The organism is Chromatium okenii (genome assembly GCF_002958735.1).
Taxonomy (GTDB): domain Bacteria; phylum Pseudomonadota; class Gammaproteobacteria; order Chromatiales; family Chromatiaceae; genus Chromatium; species Chromatium okenii_A.
Map to the genome: position 1 here is coordinate 16,479 of NZ_PPGH01000042.1, position 17,680 is coordinate 34,158.

The 17,680-nt window shown below is 45.3% G+C and carries 16 protein-coding genes and 1 pseudogene; 4 read left to right on the forward strand and 13 right to left on the reverse strand.

Annotated elements, in window-relative coordinates:
- Nucleotides 1–45: 45 nt before the first annotated feature.
- Both CXB77_RS18480 and CXB77_RS18485 read right to left on the reverse strand, forming a co-directional pair.
- Nucleotides 46–450 (reverse strand): helix-turn-helix domain-containing protein, encoded by a 405-nt coding sequence (locus tag CXB77_RS18480; protein WP_242445878.1) that lies wholly within the window; start codon nt 448–450, stop codon nt 46–48.
- Between the two features lie 243 nt (nt 451–693).
- On the reverse strand, nt 694–1,065 hold the full coding sequence (locus CXB77_RS18485) for a winged helix-turn-helix transcriptional regulator (RefSeq protein WP_105075033.1): 372 nt from the start codon (nt 1,063–1,065) through the stop codon (nt 694–696).
- A gap of 172 nt (nt 1,066–1,237) precedes the next feature.
- Here CXB77_RS18485 and CXB77_RS18490 point away from each other — a divergent pair.
- Nucleotides 1,238–2,209, forward strand: a pseudogene (locus CXB77_RS18490) (IS481 family transposase); the annotation flags it as partial.
- Here CXB77_RS18490 and CXB77_RS24915 read toward each other — a convergent pair.
- Nucleotides 2,126–2,734 carry an ORF6N domain-containing protein gene (locus tag CXB77_RS24915; RefSeq protein WP_105075034.1) on the reverse strand — a complete coding sequence of 203 codons (609 nt, stop codon included), beginning with the start codon at nt 2,732–2,734 and terminating at the stop codon, nt 2,126–2,128. The pseudogene CXB77_RS18490 and the gene CXB77_RS24915 sit on opposite strands and share 84 nt — an antisense overlap.
- A 556-nt stretch (nt 2,735–3,290) precedes the next feature.
- Entirely contained in the window at nt 3,291–4,247 is a 957-nt protein-coding gene (locus tag CXB77_RS18500) for an IS481 family transposase (protein WP_105075035.1), read from the reverse strand.
- A 192-nt stretch (nt 4,248–4,439) separates the two neighbouring features.
- On the opposite strand from CXB77_RS18500, the gene CXB77_RS18505 reads away from it, so the two are divergent.
- From CXB77_RS18505 to CXB77_RS18515, 3 genes are read left to right on the forward strand one after another with little or no spacing between them, the layout of a single operon-like run.
- Entirely contained in the window at nt 4,440–5,270 is an 831-nt protein-coding gene (locus CXB77_RS18505) for a hypothetical protein (RefSeq protein ID WP_146108878.1), read from the forward strand.
- Complete coding sequence (locus CXB77_RS18510; RefSeq protein WP_105075020.1) at nt 5,267–7,633, forward strand: dynamin family protein; 2,367 nt, start codon at nt 5,267–5,269, stop codon at nt 7,631–7,633. The genes CXB77_RS18505 and CXB77_RS18510 overlap by 4 nt, the downstream gene beginning before the upstream one ends.
- 31 nt (nt 7,634–7,664) lie before the next feature.
- Entirely contained in the window at nt 7,665–9,761 is a 2,097-nt protein-coding gene (locus CXB77_RS18515) for a dynamin family protein (RefSeq protein ID WP_172452756.1), read from the forward strand.
- A gap of 108 nt (nt 9,762–9,869) precedes the next feature.
- Here the strand turns inward: CXB77_RS18515 and CXB77_RS18520 are convergent, their stop codons facing one another.
- From CXB77_RS18520 to CXB77_RS18560, 9 genes are all read right to left on the reverse strand, one after another.
- On the reverse strand, nt 9,870–10,583 hold the full coding sequence (locus CXB77_RS18520; protein ID WP_105075038.1) for a ProQ/FINO family protein: 714 nt from the start codon (nt 10,581–10,583) through the stop codon (nt 9,870–9,872).
- Between the two features lie 102 nt (nt 10,584–10,685).
- Nucleotides 10,686–11,177, reverse strand: a complete 492-nt coding sequence (locus tag CXB77_RS18525) for a GNAT family N-acetyltransferase (RefSeq protein ID WP_105075007.1) — start codon at nt 11,175–11,177, stop codon at nt 10,686–10,688.
- A 1-nt stretch (nt 11,178) separates the two neighbouring features.
- Nucleotides 11,179–11,505 (reverse strand): DUF1778 domain-containing protein, encoded by a 327-nt coding sequence (locus CXB77_RS18530; protein WP_242445876.1) that lies wholly within the window; start codon nt 11,503–11,505, stop codon nt 11,179–11,181.
- A gap of 311 nt (nt 11,506–11,816) precedes the next feature.
- Complete coding sequence (locus CXB77_RS18535; protein ID WP_197711113.1) at nt 11,817–12,044, reverse strand: hypothetical protein; 228 nt, start codon at nt 12,042–12,044, stop codon at nt 11,817–11,819.
- Nucleotides 12,037–12,693: a ParA family protein gene (locus CXB77_RS18540; RefSeq protein WP_105075005.1), complete on the reverse strand. Its 657-nt coding sequence runs from the start codon at nt 12,691–12,693 to the stop codon at nt 12,037–12,039. Before CXB77_RS18540 ends, CXB77_RS18535 begins: the two co-directional genes overlap by 8 nt.
- A gap of 247 nt (nt 12,694–12,940) precedes the next feature.
- Entirely contained in the window at nt 12,941–13,522 is a 582-nt protein-coding gene (locus tag CXB77_RS18545) for a recombinase family protein (protein ID WP_242445875.1), read from the reverse strand.
- Between the two features lie 904 nt (nt 13,523–14,426).
- Nucleotides 14,427–15,719: a replication protein gene (locus CXB77_RS18550; RefSeq protein WP_105075039.1), complete on the reverse strand. Its 1,293-nt coding sequence runs from the start codon at nt 15,717–15,719 to the stop codon at nt 14,427–14,429.
- Nucleotides 15,720–15,941: 222 nt separating this feature from the next.
- On the reverse strand, nt 15,942–16,874 hold the full coding sequence (locus tag CXB77_RS18555; RefSeq protein WP_146108879.1) for a hypothetical protein: 933 nt from the start codon (nt 16,872–16,874) through the stop codon (nt 15,942–15,944).
- Nucleotides 16,875–16,969: 95 nt separating this feature from the next.
- A complete protein-coding gene (locus tag CXB77_RS18560) occupies nt 16,970–17,680 on the reverse strand; it encodes a ProQ/FINO family protein (RefSeq protein ID WP_242445881.1) in 711 nt (236 codons plus the stop codon).

Consider the following 17,680-nt stretch of genomic DNA (forward strand, 5'->3'; position numbering starts at 1 on the left):
AATAACGATCAACCGTTGATAACAAGCCCAGCCTCACCGCTGGGCTTATTGTTTTGAGACACCGCGAATTGTGGTGAGCAATTGGATATAGCCAGATTTACTCACGCCAGACACGTTCAAAGTTAACAATGTCCGCCATTCCTCGCTACTAATTGCCAGCGCAACAACTAACGCCTTATCTTGTGACAATTCCCGAAGACCAGCAGGAACAAAATCATCGTTAATTAAAGATTGTTGTATTGGTTGATTAGTCTCTACTGTGCCAATCAAACTGCTTTCTGTGACACCATATAGCGCAGCCATTTTTGAAAGTAATTCAACATTAGGCCGCTTATCACCACGTTCTAGTTTCGATAGAAAACTCTGTCCAAAGCCTAATGCTGTTGCCACTTCGTTCTGTGTCAACCCAGCAGCCTTTCTCGCTTCTTTTAACTTGATATTCAACATCATAGCACCTGCATATCCTCAACTGCTTCTCACTATCTTAACAAAGAAATCTATAAATTTTCGCTTTAATATCCCTTAAAATAGTCTCAATAAGTACTATAATAGAACCATGAACTCAGGAACAAGATGACCTTGGGTTCTGGTTGCCGGTTAATCCGGTTCTGTTTCTACATTCCCGTTGCCCTGACTACTGCCGTTGAAGTGGGCAAATCCGCGAAATCAGTGGAATGGCAGATAGTGGTCAGTTCAATCTGTTGATTTAATTTGAGCCATTTTTTTAGCGTGTGCTGCCATTTGAATAGCTTCTGCTCTTTTCTTCTTTTTGATGTGTGTTTTCAAATTCGATGCTTTGCCTTTCCAGCCCATTTCATAATTCAAACGATAACCATTGAAGTTGTCTTGGCTGATTTTTTCAAGAATGCCTAATTCAATTAGGCGCTTAAATGCTTTGTTAACATTCGGTGGTTTCATGCCCAATTCTTCAGCAATTTGTACTTGTTTGACATGAATAAAATTCTCAAAATCTACCTTGCTAACCACCATGACTAAAACCCGCCAACCCTCAACAGTTAACACGTTCGCAGCCGCTAATTCTTGCAATTTATCTTGAAACATCATGACGAATGAATCCTGAATTTTTTGTCTACGTGTCAGGAACCGTATGATTATATTCCGCAACGCAGCTACCCACTATTTTTAGCACGAGAGGCTTTGCAAGCCGTCATCACGGACATTCACCACCGCGCCCTACATCGCTAATCGGTTGGGCACTCAGAGGAGAATTGATGCTATGAACTTGAATTTACACAAAAATGCCCGCACAACTCCCGCGATCCGGCGTGAACTGCAACATTCCACTAAATCTGAGCGTGAACTCGCCCGCGCATATCATCTGAATCGGGCGACGGTGCGCAAATGGCGTCACCGCGAGACCACTGACGATGCGTCTCATTGTCCGCATCATCTACATACCACTTTGAAACCATTGGAAGAATTGATCGCCGTGGAGTTGCGCACGACGTTGTTGCTACCCATCGATGACTTGCTGGTCGTGCTGCGCACCTGTTTTAACCCTGAGGTGTCGCGCTCAGGGCTACAGCGTTGTTTACGTCGCCACCACGTTTCCAACCTTAAAGACTTGATTCCAAAAGAAGAAGGTGCGAAAAAACCACCTAAACAGTTCAAAGATTACGCGCCCGGTTTTATCCACATTGATATTAAATACCTCCCTAAGATGCCGGATGAACAAGCCCATCGCTATCTTTTTGTCGCCATTGATCGGGCAACGCGTTGGGTCTATGCCAAGGTTTTTGCTCAGAAAACTGCCGCCAACGCCAGCGCGTTTCTCCAGCAAGTGATCGCTGCTGCCGCGTTTAAGATTGAAAAGGTGTTGACCGACAATGGCAAGGAGTTTACTGATCGTTTCTGCGCTACCGGCGAACGCGAACCGACTGGTCGCCATCGCTTTGATTTAATTTGTAAAGAACACCAGATTGAGCATCGCCTAATTCCGCCCTCGCATCCGCAAACGAACGGCATGGTCGAGCGATTTAACGGACGGATTGCCGAGGTGGTGGCGACGACGCGCTTTGATTCTGGAAAGAAGTTAGAGGAAACGCTGCACCATTATGTGCGGATGTATAACCATCAGATACCCCAAAAAGCCCTTGGACATGTGTCACCGGTGCAAGCGTTGAAAAACTGGCAACAGAAGGAACCTGAACGCTTCAAAAAACAGGTCTACAATCTCTCGGGTCTTGACAAGTATCTCAAGCTGTTGGTTGAGCATCTCAATCATCGACGAATCATCGTGATGGCTTTCAATCTCAGCGGCGTAGGCACGAAGAGCAGTGGGTAAATCGGTGGGAATGGCTGCGGATGCGGGTTGCTTCATGGGGCGCGGGTTGATAGATGGCGGGCGAAAGTAAGCGTCCTCCAGTTTCTCGAACACGTCCCAAACCTGATCAGTCTCCAGCATCTTGGCATGACGAGCCGCACCGCGTTCTGTCCATAGGGTTAACGCCTTGACTCGCGGCGATATTTTCACAGAGTGACTATTAGCTACTCTGTGCAAGTCTTTGAATTCACGCAGATCATCTCCTTCCAACACAAAGAAGTGCTTGCCACACTCAAAGCGATCTTGATTGCGCGAGTGGTTTTTACGGATGTTGTCGGTTTCAGTTCTGTAGACCTGAGCCAGCAAATCAGTTGTCAGAACGCGGACATCTTGAAAGGTGATAACGGGCAGGGTTTCAATGGTTACTGCGGAATATGAAGCGCGTTTCATAAAAAGCTCCAATGTCTTAAATGGAGCCTGCCGACGCTGGTGATTATCAGAAGAGGCGACAGACTGTTAAGCGAGGTAATCACAACCGGGACATTGGAACCGGCGAGCCTTGCGGCTCCCTCGCGTACAGCCTGCCTTTGAAATCTTGCGGGCACAAAAAATGCGCCTTTCGCTGGTGGCACTACGCGCCAAGTCTCAGGGTGATTATCCCGACCGTCAGTTGTGACGGCAAAATCAGCCTATACCGAGATGAACGCGGGCGTCAAGGGCGTTGTGTTTGGGTGTGATTTCACGCCATGCGATGAAGGCGAAAAATGAATGGCTCAAGTGGAGCGCCTTTTTTTAGACATAATACATATACAGAACGGAGTCCCTGGAAGCCGCGTGGTTACTGGTCTGAAAAATGCAAAAATTATGTTAGGACATAATTAAATTATGTGACAGCATAATTTTTTGAGGTCTAAAAGTGACGACTAAACATGAGCGTTGACATCCAGGAACAGGAAAATCCACCCGAAACGCGGTATCAAGACAAACTGAACGAAGGTTTTTATGTTTATGTGCCGCGTAGACTGTCAAGACCCGAGAGATTGTAGACCTGTTTTTTGAAGCGTTCAGGTTCCTTCTGTTGCCAGTTTTTCAACGCTTGCACCGGTGACACATGTCCAAGGGCTTTTTGGGGTATCTGATGGTTATACATCCGCACATAATGGTGCAGCGTTTTTTCTAAATTTTGTGCAGAATCAAAGCGCGTCGTCGCCACCACCTCGGCAATCCGTCCGTTAAATCGCTCGACCATTCCGTTCGTTTGCGGATGCGAGGGCGGAATTAGGCGATGCTCAATCTGGTGTTCTTTACAAATTAAATCAAAGCGATGGCGACCAGTCGGTTCGCGTTCGCCGGTAGCGCAGAAACGATCAGTAAACTCCTTACCGTTGTCGGTCAACACCTTTTCAATCTTAAACGCGGCAGCAGCGATCACTTGCTGGAGAAACGCGCTGGCGTTGGCGGCAGTTTTCTGAACAAAAACCTTGGCATAGACCCAACGCGTTGCCCGATCAATGGCGACAAAAAGATAGCGATGGGCTTGTTCATCCGGCATCTTAGGGAGGTATTTAATATCAATGTGGATAAAACCGGGCGCGTAATCTTTGAACTGTTTAGGCGGTTTTTTCGCACCTTCTTCTTTTGGAATCAATTCTTTAAGGTTGGAGACATGGTGGCGACGTAAGCAACGCTGTAGCCCTGAGCGCGACACCTTGGGGTTAAAACAGGTGCGGAGCACGACCAATAAGTCATCGATGGGTAGCAACAACGTTGTGCGCAACTCCACGGCGATCAATTCTTCCAATGGTTTCAAAGTGGTATGTAGATAATGCGGACAATGAGACGCATCGTCAGTGGTCTCGCGGTGACGCCATTTGCGCACCGTCGCTCGATTCAGATGATATTCGCGGGCGAGTTCACGCTCAGATTTAGTGGAATGTTGCAGTTCACGCCGGATCGCGGGCATTTTTGTGTAAATTCAAGTTCATAGCATCAATTCTCCTCTGAGTGCCCCACCGATTAGCGATGTAGGGCGCGGTGGTGAATGTCCGTGATGACGGCTTGCAAAGCCTCTCGTGCTAAAAATAGTGGGTAGCTGCGTTGCGGAATATAATCATACGGTTCCTGACACCTAAAGACTTTGGCGAATCAGGACAACTTGGACGCCGAGCAAATCATGGTGCAGCGTCACCAGTTAGAGCAGGAAATGCAGCAGTTCAAGGTGCACCTGGAGATGGAGAACCAAACGTTGGATGCGCAGGTCAGTCCTGCCACGCGACGGATCATGGAGTTGGTTCGAACCCGCTTAGTCGCGCAGTTGGACGCATTGGCGCATCTGGTACTTTGTAATGGCGATTTTCAGGGGGGTTTGGGACAAACGGTGCGTCTGGCAATTTCCGAGGGCATTGAACAGGAGTTTGCCCCAAAGCTCAGACGCTATTTCAATCGTCTGGAAAACGAGCTACCGACCAGTCTGAATGTCTCCAGCCACTTCAATCTCGATGCGAACTCAGACTCATCGTCTGAAATTGATCTATCTGGACTGCAAACTGTCATTACCACGATCATAACTGCCGTAACCGCTAAACTAGCCATGCTCGGTCCTGTTGGACTCGCCATCGGTGCGGTGCTCAATGTCTTGATGGGATTGGTGGATTGGAAAGGTGGTGACGATCAGGGAGCGCAAGCGGCTCAACAACGCGAGAAAGCCAAGCAACACATCCTCAACTCGGTGATTCCTCAAGTCGTCAGTAAGATTTCCGAGGATCTTCGCGCCAATCTGCAACGCCAGTTAGATGCCGCCAAACAGGACATCATGACCGCCACAGAAACACGCAGCCGCCAACACCAACAATCTCTGGATCAATTAGCGGCTGAGTTGTTGCAAGGACAGGCAGCATTTGAACAAGCGCGTCAAGGTTATCTGATCGATTATGAGAAACTGCGCGACATCATGCAAAACTTGCTGGAAAAGAAAGATTCGCAATGACAACCACGATGATCGCTCCGGCAATGTCCACTGAAGCCTTAGAATCTCGCTACCGCCTGCTATGCCGTGCCTGTCATACAGATGTGGATGACAGTCCGGTTCAGCATCAATTAGCCACTGAACTGAAACAGTTGCAAACCATCCTGCTTCAGGATCTGCCCGCACTGGCGCGGCGTGGCAGCCCGGATAATTTTGCCGATCTATGGGAAAACCTAAAACAAGAACTGGAGCGTTTCCACGAGTTCTGCGAATTTCCGGATCTAGCGCAGAAGGTGGTAGTGGGTCTGGGTGGAGCCTTCAGTGCTGGAAAATCTAGCTTTATTAACGCTTTGCTTGGTCAAAAACGCCTCGTTACCGAAGTTGACGAAACCACGTCATTACCGACCTATCTGTTGCATGGGTCAGAAGAACACATCACCGCGCTCAATCTCTTCAAACGGCGCGTAAGGTTGTCGCAAGCGGAATTTCTCAGTCTCACTCATGATGAAAAACTGAAATACGGTAGCCAAGTCAGTGCGTTGCTGTACTCTGCGTTTGTCAGCGTACCGGAATTTACTTTTCGCAATCTGGCGTTGCTCGACACGCCCGGCTATTCCAAGCCGGATGATCCGCATTGGCACGAACGCAGTGATGCGCATCTTGCGCGCTCGCAACTGAATTCGGCACAGTTCTTAATTTGGCTCATCTCCGCTGAGGCAGGCACGATCAGCGAAGCGGATTTGAAATTCCTTGCCAGTCTCCGGCCAGGAATTCCTCGCCTGATCATTATCAGTCGTGCCGATAAGCGGACACCTCAGGATATGGAAAATATTGTGACGCTGGTGCGAACGACATTAGCTAATCGTGCGTTACCTGCGCTTGATGTTATTCCTATTTCAGTGCGTAAACCGCAACAGTTTCCGCTAACCCCTATTCTTAAATATCTTGAAACTTGGAATGCAGCACCGCAAACAGTAGGGTTTGCTGTCAATTTTAAGCGTCAATTCAATACATATCAGTGTTTTCTTGACAATAAACAATATCTTGCACGGCGGCGTCTAAATCGTTTGAATCTTATTCTTTCTTTGAGTGATGATGAAGATATTATAAGTGACGCTCAGGATTTGCGTGATCTTGCTGATCGTGAGTTACACGATTTGCAGAAAATCAGTGAAGATTTACAAGGGTTAAGTCAGCGATTCTTTCACGGACTCAAAAAGATTGGGAGTGCGGTTGGAATTCCTTTGCCAGAGCCTGATGCAGATGATAGTCAGCAATATGCTACACCATTATTAAATGATCCCATATTTGACCGGTTATTTCGGGAAAATCAGAATTTTTCCGAATTAAGTCTATCTGATATTGATCCATCTAACAACACACTGTTGATTCCTAAGACCTTTACGGTCTGTGAAGGAACGTCAGTGTATTTTGATGTAGCACTATGGTTGTCTGAGAACAACCTTAGCAGAGAAATATATCGCCGCCCTATTGAGGTAGCGTACTACGGCGCTGGTATGTACGTTACCAATGCCACAATAGGTCAGACTAAGTGGGGATGGATACTACCAGATGGTGAATCAACAGATATATCATCCGATGTTTATCTATCTAAAGAAGAACAACAATACACTAATACCACAATAGGCAAAATTACACTTACAAGTATTGTAGAAGCTATTGATAATCTTACATCAATTGATGACTATGTTCGCTACCTTGAAAATAATAACAATCTTCATAAACCTTTTTTTGATGTTATTGTTAAGTTTTCTACTGAGGAGCTTAATAAGGCTTTGACAATAATGAATATGGGATTTGTTGTAGATAATATCTTGAAAGATTGGAACGGGGTAAGAAAAAAGTTCTACGAGCAACTAGGTGAAAAGATTGGAAATGAATATCTGACTCAGATGGAGATTGGCTTTGGCCGCCGTATCATCACTGGAGGACGTGGATTAGCTGACCCTGATGAACACGACGCACTATTTAGTGCGGACGGAACCTATCGTCAGTATGGAATGCAGAAAGATAAAGTATTCGTTATGATGACCAAGAACACCGAGACCTATGTACCCTGGCGGGCAGAGGACATTTCGCTGTGCATGACTGAAAGTAAGGAGATAATCTATGAATCTCAATTACCCAATCTCTTTGCCGAAATTAAGGGAATAGTAGATCGTAACAGCACTGGAGTTTATAAGCATCGGTATATCCGTACTGCCGATAGCAAGAAGTTTGACATCCATGTAGGTACATTAACTCCAATCCATAGGACTGATCGGGAATTTCTTATTTTTATTCAATGTATGACCAGAATGTTTTCCGGCAAATCGAGGCGCTACCCACTGGGTAAGAACTACTTCATCTTAGAGGAGGTTTAGTATAATGAATCAACCAATCGCTCAACTCAGTTTGCAAATTTCAACCTACTGCGAACAGTTAAACGAACACGTTGATAGTTTCACTGAAGTCAACGATCTGATCGCCCTTAAAAAAGAGCTGGCAGATAAAGTTGCACGTTTCTCCGCTGATGAACAACGTCTCAGCATTGGCATCATGGGTCAGGTTAAAGCGGGAAAGAGTAGTTTCATCAACGCCTTGTTATTCGACGGTCAACCCATCCTTCCAGAAGCCGCTACGCCAAAAACGGCTAATCTCACCCGCATTACTTACGGCGAACAGCCACGTTTGGAAGTTGAGTTTTATGAACCGCATGAATGGCAAGAGATCGAAGCATTATCCGCTGGAGCAGGCAACCATCCGCAGGCTAAGGTCGCACGGGAGTTGGTGAGATTAGCAAATGATAATGAAATTGATGTGTTCGCCGAACTGCAAAAAGGCGACAGAAAAGAATTCTGCACCGAAGATATAACCGGATTACTCGGTCTTTTGAATGACTATACGGGGGAAAACGGTCGCTACACTGCCTTAGTGAAGATGACGCATCTTTACTTACCAGATCACGCGCTGCAAGGCTATGAAGTGGTCGATACTCCTGGCATGAATGATCCGATAGAAAGCCGCACACAGAAAACACGCGACTACATGAGCCAATGCGATGTTGTGTTCTTCCTATCGCGGTCTAGCCAGTTTTTAGATCAACCGGACATGGAGTTGCTGTCTCAGCAGTTACCCGGAAAGGGTGTCAAACGCATGGTCTTGGTGGCGGGACAGTTCGATTCCGCCATTCTTGACGATGGGCATGATCAAGATTCACTGACCGCCACGACAGACAATCTAAAAACGCGCCTGAGTCGTGGAGCGGCGACAAAAATTCACAAAATGGCGGCACAGCGCGAACAGATTCATCCTGAATCTGCCGTCATCCTGCGACAGATGACTCAACCAATTTTTGCCAGCACGTTTGCCCACGGTTATGCGAACTGGTCAAGAGAAAAATGGACGACAACCATGCTGCATGTGCATGGCGAACTGGTCGAGTTAGCCCGCCAAAACTGGAACGACTACGCTTTTACTGACGAGGATTGGCAACACATCGGTAATTTCCAAGCATTACTAAACGCTTATGATCTCGCTCGTCAGGATCGAAAGACCTTATTGCAGGAGCAGCAGGACAGCATTGTCCCTGGTGTACGTCAACAATTACAGGAGCGTCTGCGACGCTTGCTGGATGCAGTGGAAAATCGCCACCGACAGCTTCACAAAGGGGATATACGCAAACTGCAAGATCAGCAGTCCGCCTGCGAAACACGCATTCGTCATCTGGAAAGGATATTAGGTCAACGGATTGATGAAACTCTGCATCAGGCAAAACACTCCTCACAAAAATTGCTGCACGAAATCCAAGGCAGTATCGGGCAATATGCGCAGTTGAATACTCGCTCAGGTTCAAAGACGGAAGAGCGTTATCATACAGTCAGTTTTCACTTATTTAAGCCATCCACTTGGTTTGGCGGCAAGACCTACACAGAAACCGTTGTCATCAATTACGAGTATCTCAGTCCCACTGATGCCATTGAGCAACTGCGTCATTATGCCCGCAGTTGTACTTTTGAGATTGAACAAGGATTTAATCGTCTGATCGACCCGGACGCTCTCAAATTGAGCTTGCGTAAAACACTGATCAACGAGATCGACACCCAAAGTGAAAACTTTGATCCCGACCAATTTCGTTCCATGCTAATCAATAGCTTGGAGAGATTAACAATTCCGGTTTTGACACTCGATGCGGGCGACATGACGCAACTGATCAGCCGAAATTTCAAGGGTGAAATCAAAGATCGCGATGCAATTGAATCCCTGCGAGAGACCTTGAATCAGGCATTACATGACGTTTTTACGAAATTAGCGGATTGTTTCCGCAACGCAGCGGGCGATTTATATCAGCAATTAGAACAGTTGCGTAACAGTTTGGGTGAAAAGCTCACTGCCGACATCAAGAGAGAGCTAGATCAATTACGACAGGATTTTACGAACAAACAGGAACAACTTGATCGTTATCAGCATCTGATTGAACAACTCACTTTCGCACAGCGGGAGATTGTTTAGCTTTAAAAGCTGGTTTAAGAATGGTTGATACAAAGTGAAAGAATTAACCGTGTTAGCACAGCAGCATCTTGAATCAATGAAATGCGTTTATCCTGAATTCCCAACGGATTATGAATTATCCACCGCTGCCACCTTCGCCTTCTTCTCGAACACCTGCACTGCCGCATCCTCCAACATCACAATCGTTCCATCATTGCTATTGACCTGAGCACCCAGCTTGCCGGTCATCGACGCGACCCATTGCGGCCATTCCGCTTGGGCTTTCTCCAGTTTCTTCCACGCTTTGGGTTTCAAAGTCGTCACCACCAGCGCGGTCTCGGTCTGAATTCCAATCTTCATTCCCGCTTTTACCACCACTGGCTTGGGTAATTCATTGAATTTCAGGGTAAGTTCAAGGCGACCGCTCACGATATTCTCCGCAGTTAAAGGCGCATCAGTTGTTAAAACGGGTGTGGGCTCTTTTGGTGGTTTCGGTGCTTTGGATGGTTTAGGTTTCGATGACTTGACGGGTCTTAACAGTGCTAGCTCGTCCCGTGCAATGATTGCAGCAGCCTCAGTCACTTCACCAGCGGGTTGCCCCTGTAAATCAATCCGTGCCGTACCGATTCGCATCGCCTTGAGATAAGCGATGCGCTGGCAATAGCCATACATAACGGAATTGACCAATTTTGAAGCGTGCCCCGCCGCCAGCAAGTCTTGACGAATACCGACTTTCAACGGGCGTGGTTTCTTCAGGTTAAAGCAGTTGGGATAAAGCTCGATGAGCTCACGCTCCGGAGTGCGTTTGGGTTGTGCTTCGGGCTTATCGTTCAAATCATCCATCTGCGCGATTCTGTAGTTTCAGGACATTCTGCGGCATATTGACGGCATGATATACGAGTTAACACCATAACTATCCGTGATGGGTTCATCCCATCACGGACATTATGGTTGCTTCACCTCCGAAAGTGGCAGAAATAGCGTGTTAGAACTGTGCGGAAAGGGATGGAAACCTTGAGCGAGATAAAACAGGGTTGCTGCTTCAGAAAGCGCATGAACTAGAAGTGCTTTAACTCCAACAAATTCAGATACCTGCACTGTGCGCAAGATGGCATCTCGCAATAATGCCTTGCCCAAACCCTGACCGTGCCAATGACGATCCACTGCTAAACGACCTAAGACCATCGCGGGAATAGGATCAGGCATATTCCGGCGCAAGTGACCTGGTGCTAAATCACTGGCAATCGAGGCAGTTGCCAAACAGTAATAACCAATCACTCGGTGTTCAACATCAATTACATAAGTGCGAGATGCGCCCCGACCTTCATTGCGAACTGCCCGTTGTTGTAACCACTGATCAAGACTGGGTTCACCGCTATCAAACTGGATGAGATCGTGGTGAATCGTCAAACGTGTTGGAGCACTACAAACTGCCATTTCATGTTTCCCAAGGCACTGTCATAGTCATCAGCTGCCGCAGCTTGGGATTGTCACTCGGCGGCGCATCCAATAACAGTTGAACGGCTTGGAAACTTTCAGTGTCGAGTGTCAACACGCGCTGATCCAACAACACTTCTTGCGCTTCACGACAAGCGGTTTCTAATACAAATTCTGAGCGAGTTTTACCCAATAACTCAGCAGCTTGATCGATGAGGTCGCGCTGGCAACGTTGCGCACGAATGTTGATATTCGTATTGCGGATTGAGTGATTCACTGAATGATTCTCGATATTGATTGATGCCATTGAAGATGCTTGATAAAGCATATCATCGACCTGTAATTAAAATGTCAACGCAATTGATAATGCTCCTTTAACCATACACTGATAATGGATGTCTCGACAATCCATACCAGTATTACAGAATGAACTTGAAATAATCGAATAACATTGACATTTCTTAAACACCTGACTTGCTCTTTTAATCCATGAAGTCAGCCCAAAGAAATACTTTTTTAACTAAAACCTTTTTTACTTAAATCGTTATTTCCTTAAATCTACCATGATAACGAAAGGTTTATTTCGTTAAATCTTTTCCTGAAATCCTTAAAAGACGATTTCCTTAAATACGCCTTTCCTTAAATCTTTACACGATTTTGTTTAACCAAATCAAAGCCTTCGCGTAACAGCTCCAACATGCTGATGCCGTGCGTAGCAGCGTAGGTCTTAAACTCACGGTGGAATGCTGGATCAACTTTGAAGTTCAGCGGTTTGAGATCGCCAGCTTGCGGTTGTTTCAAGTTATCTACTACTGCCACTGGAGAAGGAACAGAAGTTTTATTGGATGGAGGTGGTGGTTTAGCCATGTGTTGTATCCTGAGTGAATTGAGCAAGCTGATTCATTATTGCTTGTGCCACTGCATCAGCTTTCATTCTCAATGTTAAAAAAGCACATTCGGTTAATGCTTTGCCCGCATCATTCGCTCGCCGATAAGCAGTTCGTTCTAATAATGCAGTTGGAATAACATTGTATCCGGCTTGTTGCACATACATTAGACTTTCAGAAAGTTCAACTTGACTATCACCAACCCGACAAAACACCAATAAGATACGTTCTATTGCAATGCCCTTTGCAGTCAATTCATGTGCCAATAAAATGGTGGGTTCTAAATCATCAACAGATAAACCCGTAGGCAATACAATCAAATCACTGTGTTGAGCAATTGCCAATGTGCCACTATTGGATTGCGCTGCTCCATCAAAGATGAATAAATCATAATTCACTGCATCCGGTAGTGCTTTTTCAACAATACGAAATCGCTCAACCTTAATTTCTGGCATCAATAATCCCTGCACCCGCCGTTGTTGCCATTTGAAAACAGTGCCCTGACCAGGGTCGAGATCAGCAATTTTCACCTGCCAACCGTTAGCGGCATATTCACGAGCAAGCAACCGCGCCAGTGTACTTTTACCAACCCCGCCTTTTTGCGATACAAAACCGATGATCTGACCCATGTTGCGCTCACCTCAACTGTGGAGATTTGACGAGTCAAGTCGGAGAATAAAGCATGATTTCCTTTTTTACACAAAGAAAGATTTACTGCTTTACATAAAAAAGTAATTCACGTTTTACAGAAAGAAGGATTTACACTTTAGAATATAAAACGATTTACATCAATAACGATTTATACCTTAACGTAAAAAAGTATTTACTTAATTCGTTAAATCTTTAATTTGTTAACCTACTGTATAACCTAAACATTTATCTTGGTGATCGGTGATGTCTCGCTAAAATTCGCGTGATCGTTGCAGGATGAACCCGAAATAATCGAGCAACATCAGCGTTGGTTTTGTGCCCTGAAGTCACCATTGCAACCACTTCTCGCTGTTGTAATGGTGTCAATTTGAAGCGCCGTCCACCAATTCTTCCCTCTTTGCGTGCTGCCACCAAACCCGCTTGCGTCCGTTCACGAAGAATCTCACGCTCAAATTCTGCGAACGCACCCACCATTTGAATCATCAATCGACCGGCTGGAGTTGTGGTGTCAACCGGTTCAGTCAAACTTTGAAACGCAGCACCGGCGTTGCCAATTTTCTCAAGAATCACCAACAAATCTTTCAACGAACGCGACAACCGATCCAACTTCCAAACCACCACGACATCATCGGGACGCAAGTGATCCAACAACCGTTCCAGTTCGGGACGACTCCAACGACCACCTCCAACCTTTTCCTGAAAGATGCGCTCACAACCAGCAGCAGTTAACGCACTGATTTGACTGGTAATTTCTTGATCTTGAGTAGAAACACGAGCATAACCAAAGCGCATGAGCACAACCTCCATTAACGTTTAAGCACATTATGCAACCCGTTTATGCAACATTCTAACCCTTGAAAAACCATGGAAGTTCATTCAGAAAGTAAACGAGCGTTTGTGCAAGCCACACCGAAAAACCGAATGATGCGCAGTCAAATACTGAATGAACCTGAATGAATCGCCAAATAACCAATTAACACTGAACAAAAAACCACCGATTAAACACAATCACCAAAGCAAATAACCACGCCGCAGATGAATTAAAACCGAATTGAACAACCGCCCTAGCATTGAATTAAACCTGAATGAAAATGTAACCATTGAACAACCAAAACCAGCAATAAACGAATTAACTCGACCAATTAACCCAACCTCAAAGCTATTGAAAAAACCCAACCATCACAATTAAAAACCCAGACATCACAATAAACCAGAACCATCAAACACCCATTAAAACCGAATTAAACTCTGCCAGTTAAACCAAACCAACCAAATAAAGAAATGAGTAAATAATTAAATAAAGCAAAAAAATAAGCCCTGCTCTACCCAATTAAAAAACCCAATAAAACCTGAATTAAAACTGCACGAAACCCAACAACCAACCCAAGCCCCACCAAAAATCACCCACCCACCCAAATCAGAGTAGAATTGTCAACATCAAGAATCGAACAAAGCAAGACCACACCACCGTAAAAACGCATGAGAAAGCCCTAGAGCCTTCCAAGCCGAAGCCTAACCACTTTTGAAGGGTCAACCCTCAAAAAAGCGTCAGACAGCGTTAGAACCCAAATTAACGCCATTAACCACATCGTCCTCAACCGACAAACCACAGTTATCAAAAACACACCCAACAGCAAACACAGCAGGGGATAACACGCCCAACAACACCCTACGGGGGCGGGTATACAAGGCGCGTTTTCGAGAAATCTCTTCAAATCAACATCTTGTTGCACCATCGCGCAATTGTCGATAATGGCATATCCATCTCAGTTGCGATCTCCTGATAAGTCATCCCCTTTGCCCGCATCTGCCTTGCCGTTGTCCGTTTATCTTCGTTACTAACCCGCACACCTGTCTTGGTGTAGTGATCGTCCCAACGCCCAGCATCAGCCTCTTTCTTATGTTGTGCCCGCAGCTCATCAGGAATAATTGCCCGCAACTGTGGTAATAACTCAGCCGGAATAATTGCTTGCATCCAATTGTATAAAGTTGAACGACGAAAGCGATAACGTGGATCAACTTCAATTCCATTCCATACAACCTTTTCACCGCGCATTGCTGCTTGTGCTCGCCGAATAATCGGGCGCATGGTGCGTCGCGCTTCTTTAACTGTTAATCCCGGTGTCCACATTTGTGCTGTCTTAATGATTTCTTCTTCAATACGATCATAGGGCACAAACCACGATAATGAAACACTGGCTAAAAATAACCATGTATCCCGATGACCTTCGGGAATACCGCCGAGAAAATACCAATCCGCAATCTTCATTAAATCTTGATAAACTAAATACCAGCGATGATAAATACTACCTTTATATTTACGACCTTCTCGTGCTGCACCTAAACTGCGCATTCGTGCTGACCTTGGCTTATTGGATGGTTTCCACTCCGGTCGTTCTCCTAATACAGCATCAGACAATTGATGCAATGTCCACCGTTTTCCTGTCAGTACCTTCGCCGTGACTTCAGCCCCGTTTTTGCTGTTGATTGTTCCGCACAAGCGCAGTACCCGAGTGCAATCCCTCGCTACCGGATCAGCTCCAATCGGTGCGAGTGTTGCGATCAACTTGTTCTGCACCAGTTGCCAAACGGGTAAGGCTTTAGCTGGCACTGGCTTGATTAACCAATACAGGTGCATTCCGCGTCCGCTGTAGACCACTTGCGAGGGTGCAGGCAGCCTGGCAGCAATAAGTAACTGTAATGCTTTATCAATATCGACACAACCATCTATATCAACATAACACGTCCGCAACGATGACAGCAGCGATACCCGTCGCCAGTGATGGAACTGATTGACAGTGAAATAACGGTCTTCTTGACCTTGTTGGGCAGCGAGGAATTGCGAAATCAGCGGTGAATCGGCGCGGTGTACTTGCCAGCCACCACTAGGTTTGCGCTTTTCCCAGAACACCACGACACCATGTGCTGGGCGTGGATGTACTTGGTCAAAATGACCTTGTGTATTGAGGTGTTGTAACGTGAAGGGCTGTTGTTGCGGTTGCATGGGTCAAACCTCTTCGTAAGAAGTTGACCGCTCGGGAATGCAATAGGCTAAAATCTAATTGTTGCCGATGCTTAGACCGTAGGGCGGTTGATGCTGAAACGTGACGGGAGTTTTTTACTGACTCCTTCACGCGGCGCTAGAATACACAAAAATGACTCAGGGACAAAGCCATGAGCCGTTTTTATTTGTGCATTTTATTACTCGCTATCTATGAACAGTTATTTAAACGCATACAGTTTTAGCTAACGGAGGGTTGTCGCTTTCTAACTCAGAAATAAGCTCCTTAGTTAAGCGATTATGGAAGAATATCTCTATTAAATCTTTGTCTTCAATCAAATAAACGCATTTATAACAACCTACTGAATTAAGACTATCGAACTGCCAGTTTTCGCCTTTACCTTTCCATAAAAAAGACGCCAGAACATCGCTGCCGCAGATAGGACAACGAATATCTGAAAGTTCAAAACAGTAGTCGTTTTGCTTTTTTTCTATGCAATTAATTAATTTATTTTTGAATCTCATTTCTGAAATCCACAGCTCTTCTTCGTAAAAACTTTGCATGTCCCACAGAGCTTCAGAAATATATGTGGGACTAAATTTATTTCGTATTTTTAGAATCAAAAACAATAATCCTTTTTCGATTTTATCATCCGACTTATTTATCTTTCTTGTTATTACTTTTCTTGTATCCTTGAAGACTGACCATATTTCTCCTTCCGATTGTGGATATAATGCCTCAAAAAGTTTTAACCCTGTAACATCCTCGAGCAAGCAATCTAAATAAGGTATTCCAGCATTGAAAAAAAGTTCAATACACTTCTGTGTGTCTCGTGGTATGTATCCTTTATGGGCAATATCATTTCTGAGTTGACGTAGTTTATGCGCGTTGTTATTCAGTGCACTAGATATGTTTTTTTCTAATTTGAATTTTTCTTGAATGATATGAATTTTTTCATCACTATTAGGATATTTTACTCTAAGCAAAGCTTCACAAGCCCCCCATATAAGAGGAACAATAGACGGCCACCGCTCGTATGCAATTAGCATTATTGCAGTTTCAAAAGATTGTAATGCTGATGCAACTCCTTCTTTGTTAAGGACGTCATCAGAAAATTGAAAGAAAAAACAGAGCGGTTTTTGTAAGTCAGTTGGCACAACGTTCGTCATAGTTATCACAATTCTATAAAATACTGGACATGTTTTCTGCAGCGTTGACAGCTTTTTTGTTGGGTAATGCAACAACCACCAAGTTATAGCGTTACATTCACTTTCGCCTTCTTCTCAAACACCACCAGCGCCGGATTTTCCAACGTTACAATCTTCCCCATATTACTATTAACTTGAACACCCAGCTTGCCGGTCATCGACGCCACCCATTGCGACCATTCCGCTTGGGCTTTCTCCAGTTTCTTCCACGCTTTGGGTTTCAAGGTCGCCACCACCAACGCGGTCTCAGTCTGAATGCCGATTTTCATTCCTGATTTAATGACCACAGGTTTCGGTAATTCATTAAATTTTACGGTTAATTCAAGACGACCAGACACGATATTTTCCTCTGTTAAAGGTGCATTACGAGGCAGTTTAGGTTTAGGTTCTGCCAGCGGTTTGAATCTCACTGGTTTGAAATTTACCAGCTTGGCTTGAGCAACCGCTGCCTCAGCTTCAGTGACTTCACCTGCTGGTTGCCCCTGTAAATCAGTTCGCATTGCCCCTGCTTGTATTGAGCTGAGATAACCCTTCTGCCAGCAGTACATACTGAGCGACAGCCTCACCTCGCGGCGATTATAACCTGCTGCAACTAAATCCTTGTGAACGCCGAATTTCAATGGATGCGGATTGTTGGGATCAAAACAGGCGGGATATAGCGCTGGAAGATCAAGTGGTGGCACAGTTACAAACTGCACCTCAGGTTCGTCATTTGACACTGACACTTGCAAATTATCCACTGATTCCATGTTCAT

What these genes read in the sequence shown, in the direction of transcription:
- CXB77_RS18540 (WP_105075005.1), bottom strand. Translation starts at nt 12,693, where the DNA reads ATGGGTCAGATCATCGGTTTTGTATCGCAAAAAGGCGGGGTTGGTAAA.
- CXB77_RS18480 (WP_242445878.1), bottom strand. Translation starts at nt 450, where the DNA reads ATGATGTTGAATATCAAGTTAAAAGAAGCGAGAAAGGCTGCTGGGTTG.
- CXB77_RS18500 (WP_105075035.1), bottom strand. Translation starts at nt 4,247, where the DNA reads ATGCCCGCGATCCGGCGTGAACTGCAACATTCCACTAAATCTGAGCGT.
- CXB77_RS24915 (WP_105075034.1), bottom strand. Translation starts at nt 2,734, where the DNA reads ATGAAACGCGCTTCATATTCCGCAGTAACCATTGAAACCCTGCCCGTT.
- CXB77_RS18520 (WP_105075038.1), bottom strand. Translation starts at nt 10,583, where the DNA reads ATGGATGATTTGAACGATAAGCCCGAAGCACAACCCAAACGCACTCCG.
- CXB77_RS18510 (WP_105075020.1), top strand. Translation starts at nt 5,267, where the DNA reads ATGACAACCACGATGATCGCTCCGGCAATGTCCACTGAAGCCTTAGAA.
- CXB77_RS18545 (WP_242445875.1), bottom strand. Translation starts at nt 13,522, where the DNA reads ATGGAGGTTGTGCTCATGCGCTTTGGTTATGCTCGTGTTTCTACTCAA.
- CXB77_RS18530 (WP_242445876.1), bottom strand. Translation starts at nt 11,505, where the DNA reads ATGCTTTATCAAGCATCTTCAATGGCATCAATCAATATCGAGAATCAT.
- CXB77_RS18485 (WP_105075033.1), bottom strand. Translation starts at nt 1,065, where the DNA reads ATGATGTTTCAAGATAAATTGCAAGAATTAGCGGCTGCGAACGTGTTA.
- CXB77_RS18525 (WP_105075007.1), bottom strand. Translation starts at nt 11,177, where the DNA reads ATGGCAGTTTGTAGTGCTCCAACACGTTTGACGATTCACCACGATCTC.
- CXB77_RS18535 (WP_197711113.1), bottom strand. Translation starts at nt 12,044, where the DNA reads ATGGCTAAACCACCACCTCCATCCAATAAAACTTCTGTTCCTTCTCCA.
- CXB77_RS18550 (WP_105075039.1), bottom strand. Translation starts at nt 15,719, where the DNA reads ATGCAACCGCAACAACAGCCCTTCACGTTACAACACCTCAATACACAA.
- CXB77_RS18560 (WP_242445881.1), bottom strand. Translation starts at nt 17,680, where the DNA reads ATGAACATGGAATCAGTGGATAATTTGCAAGTGTCAGTGTCAAATGAC.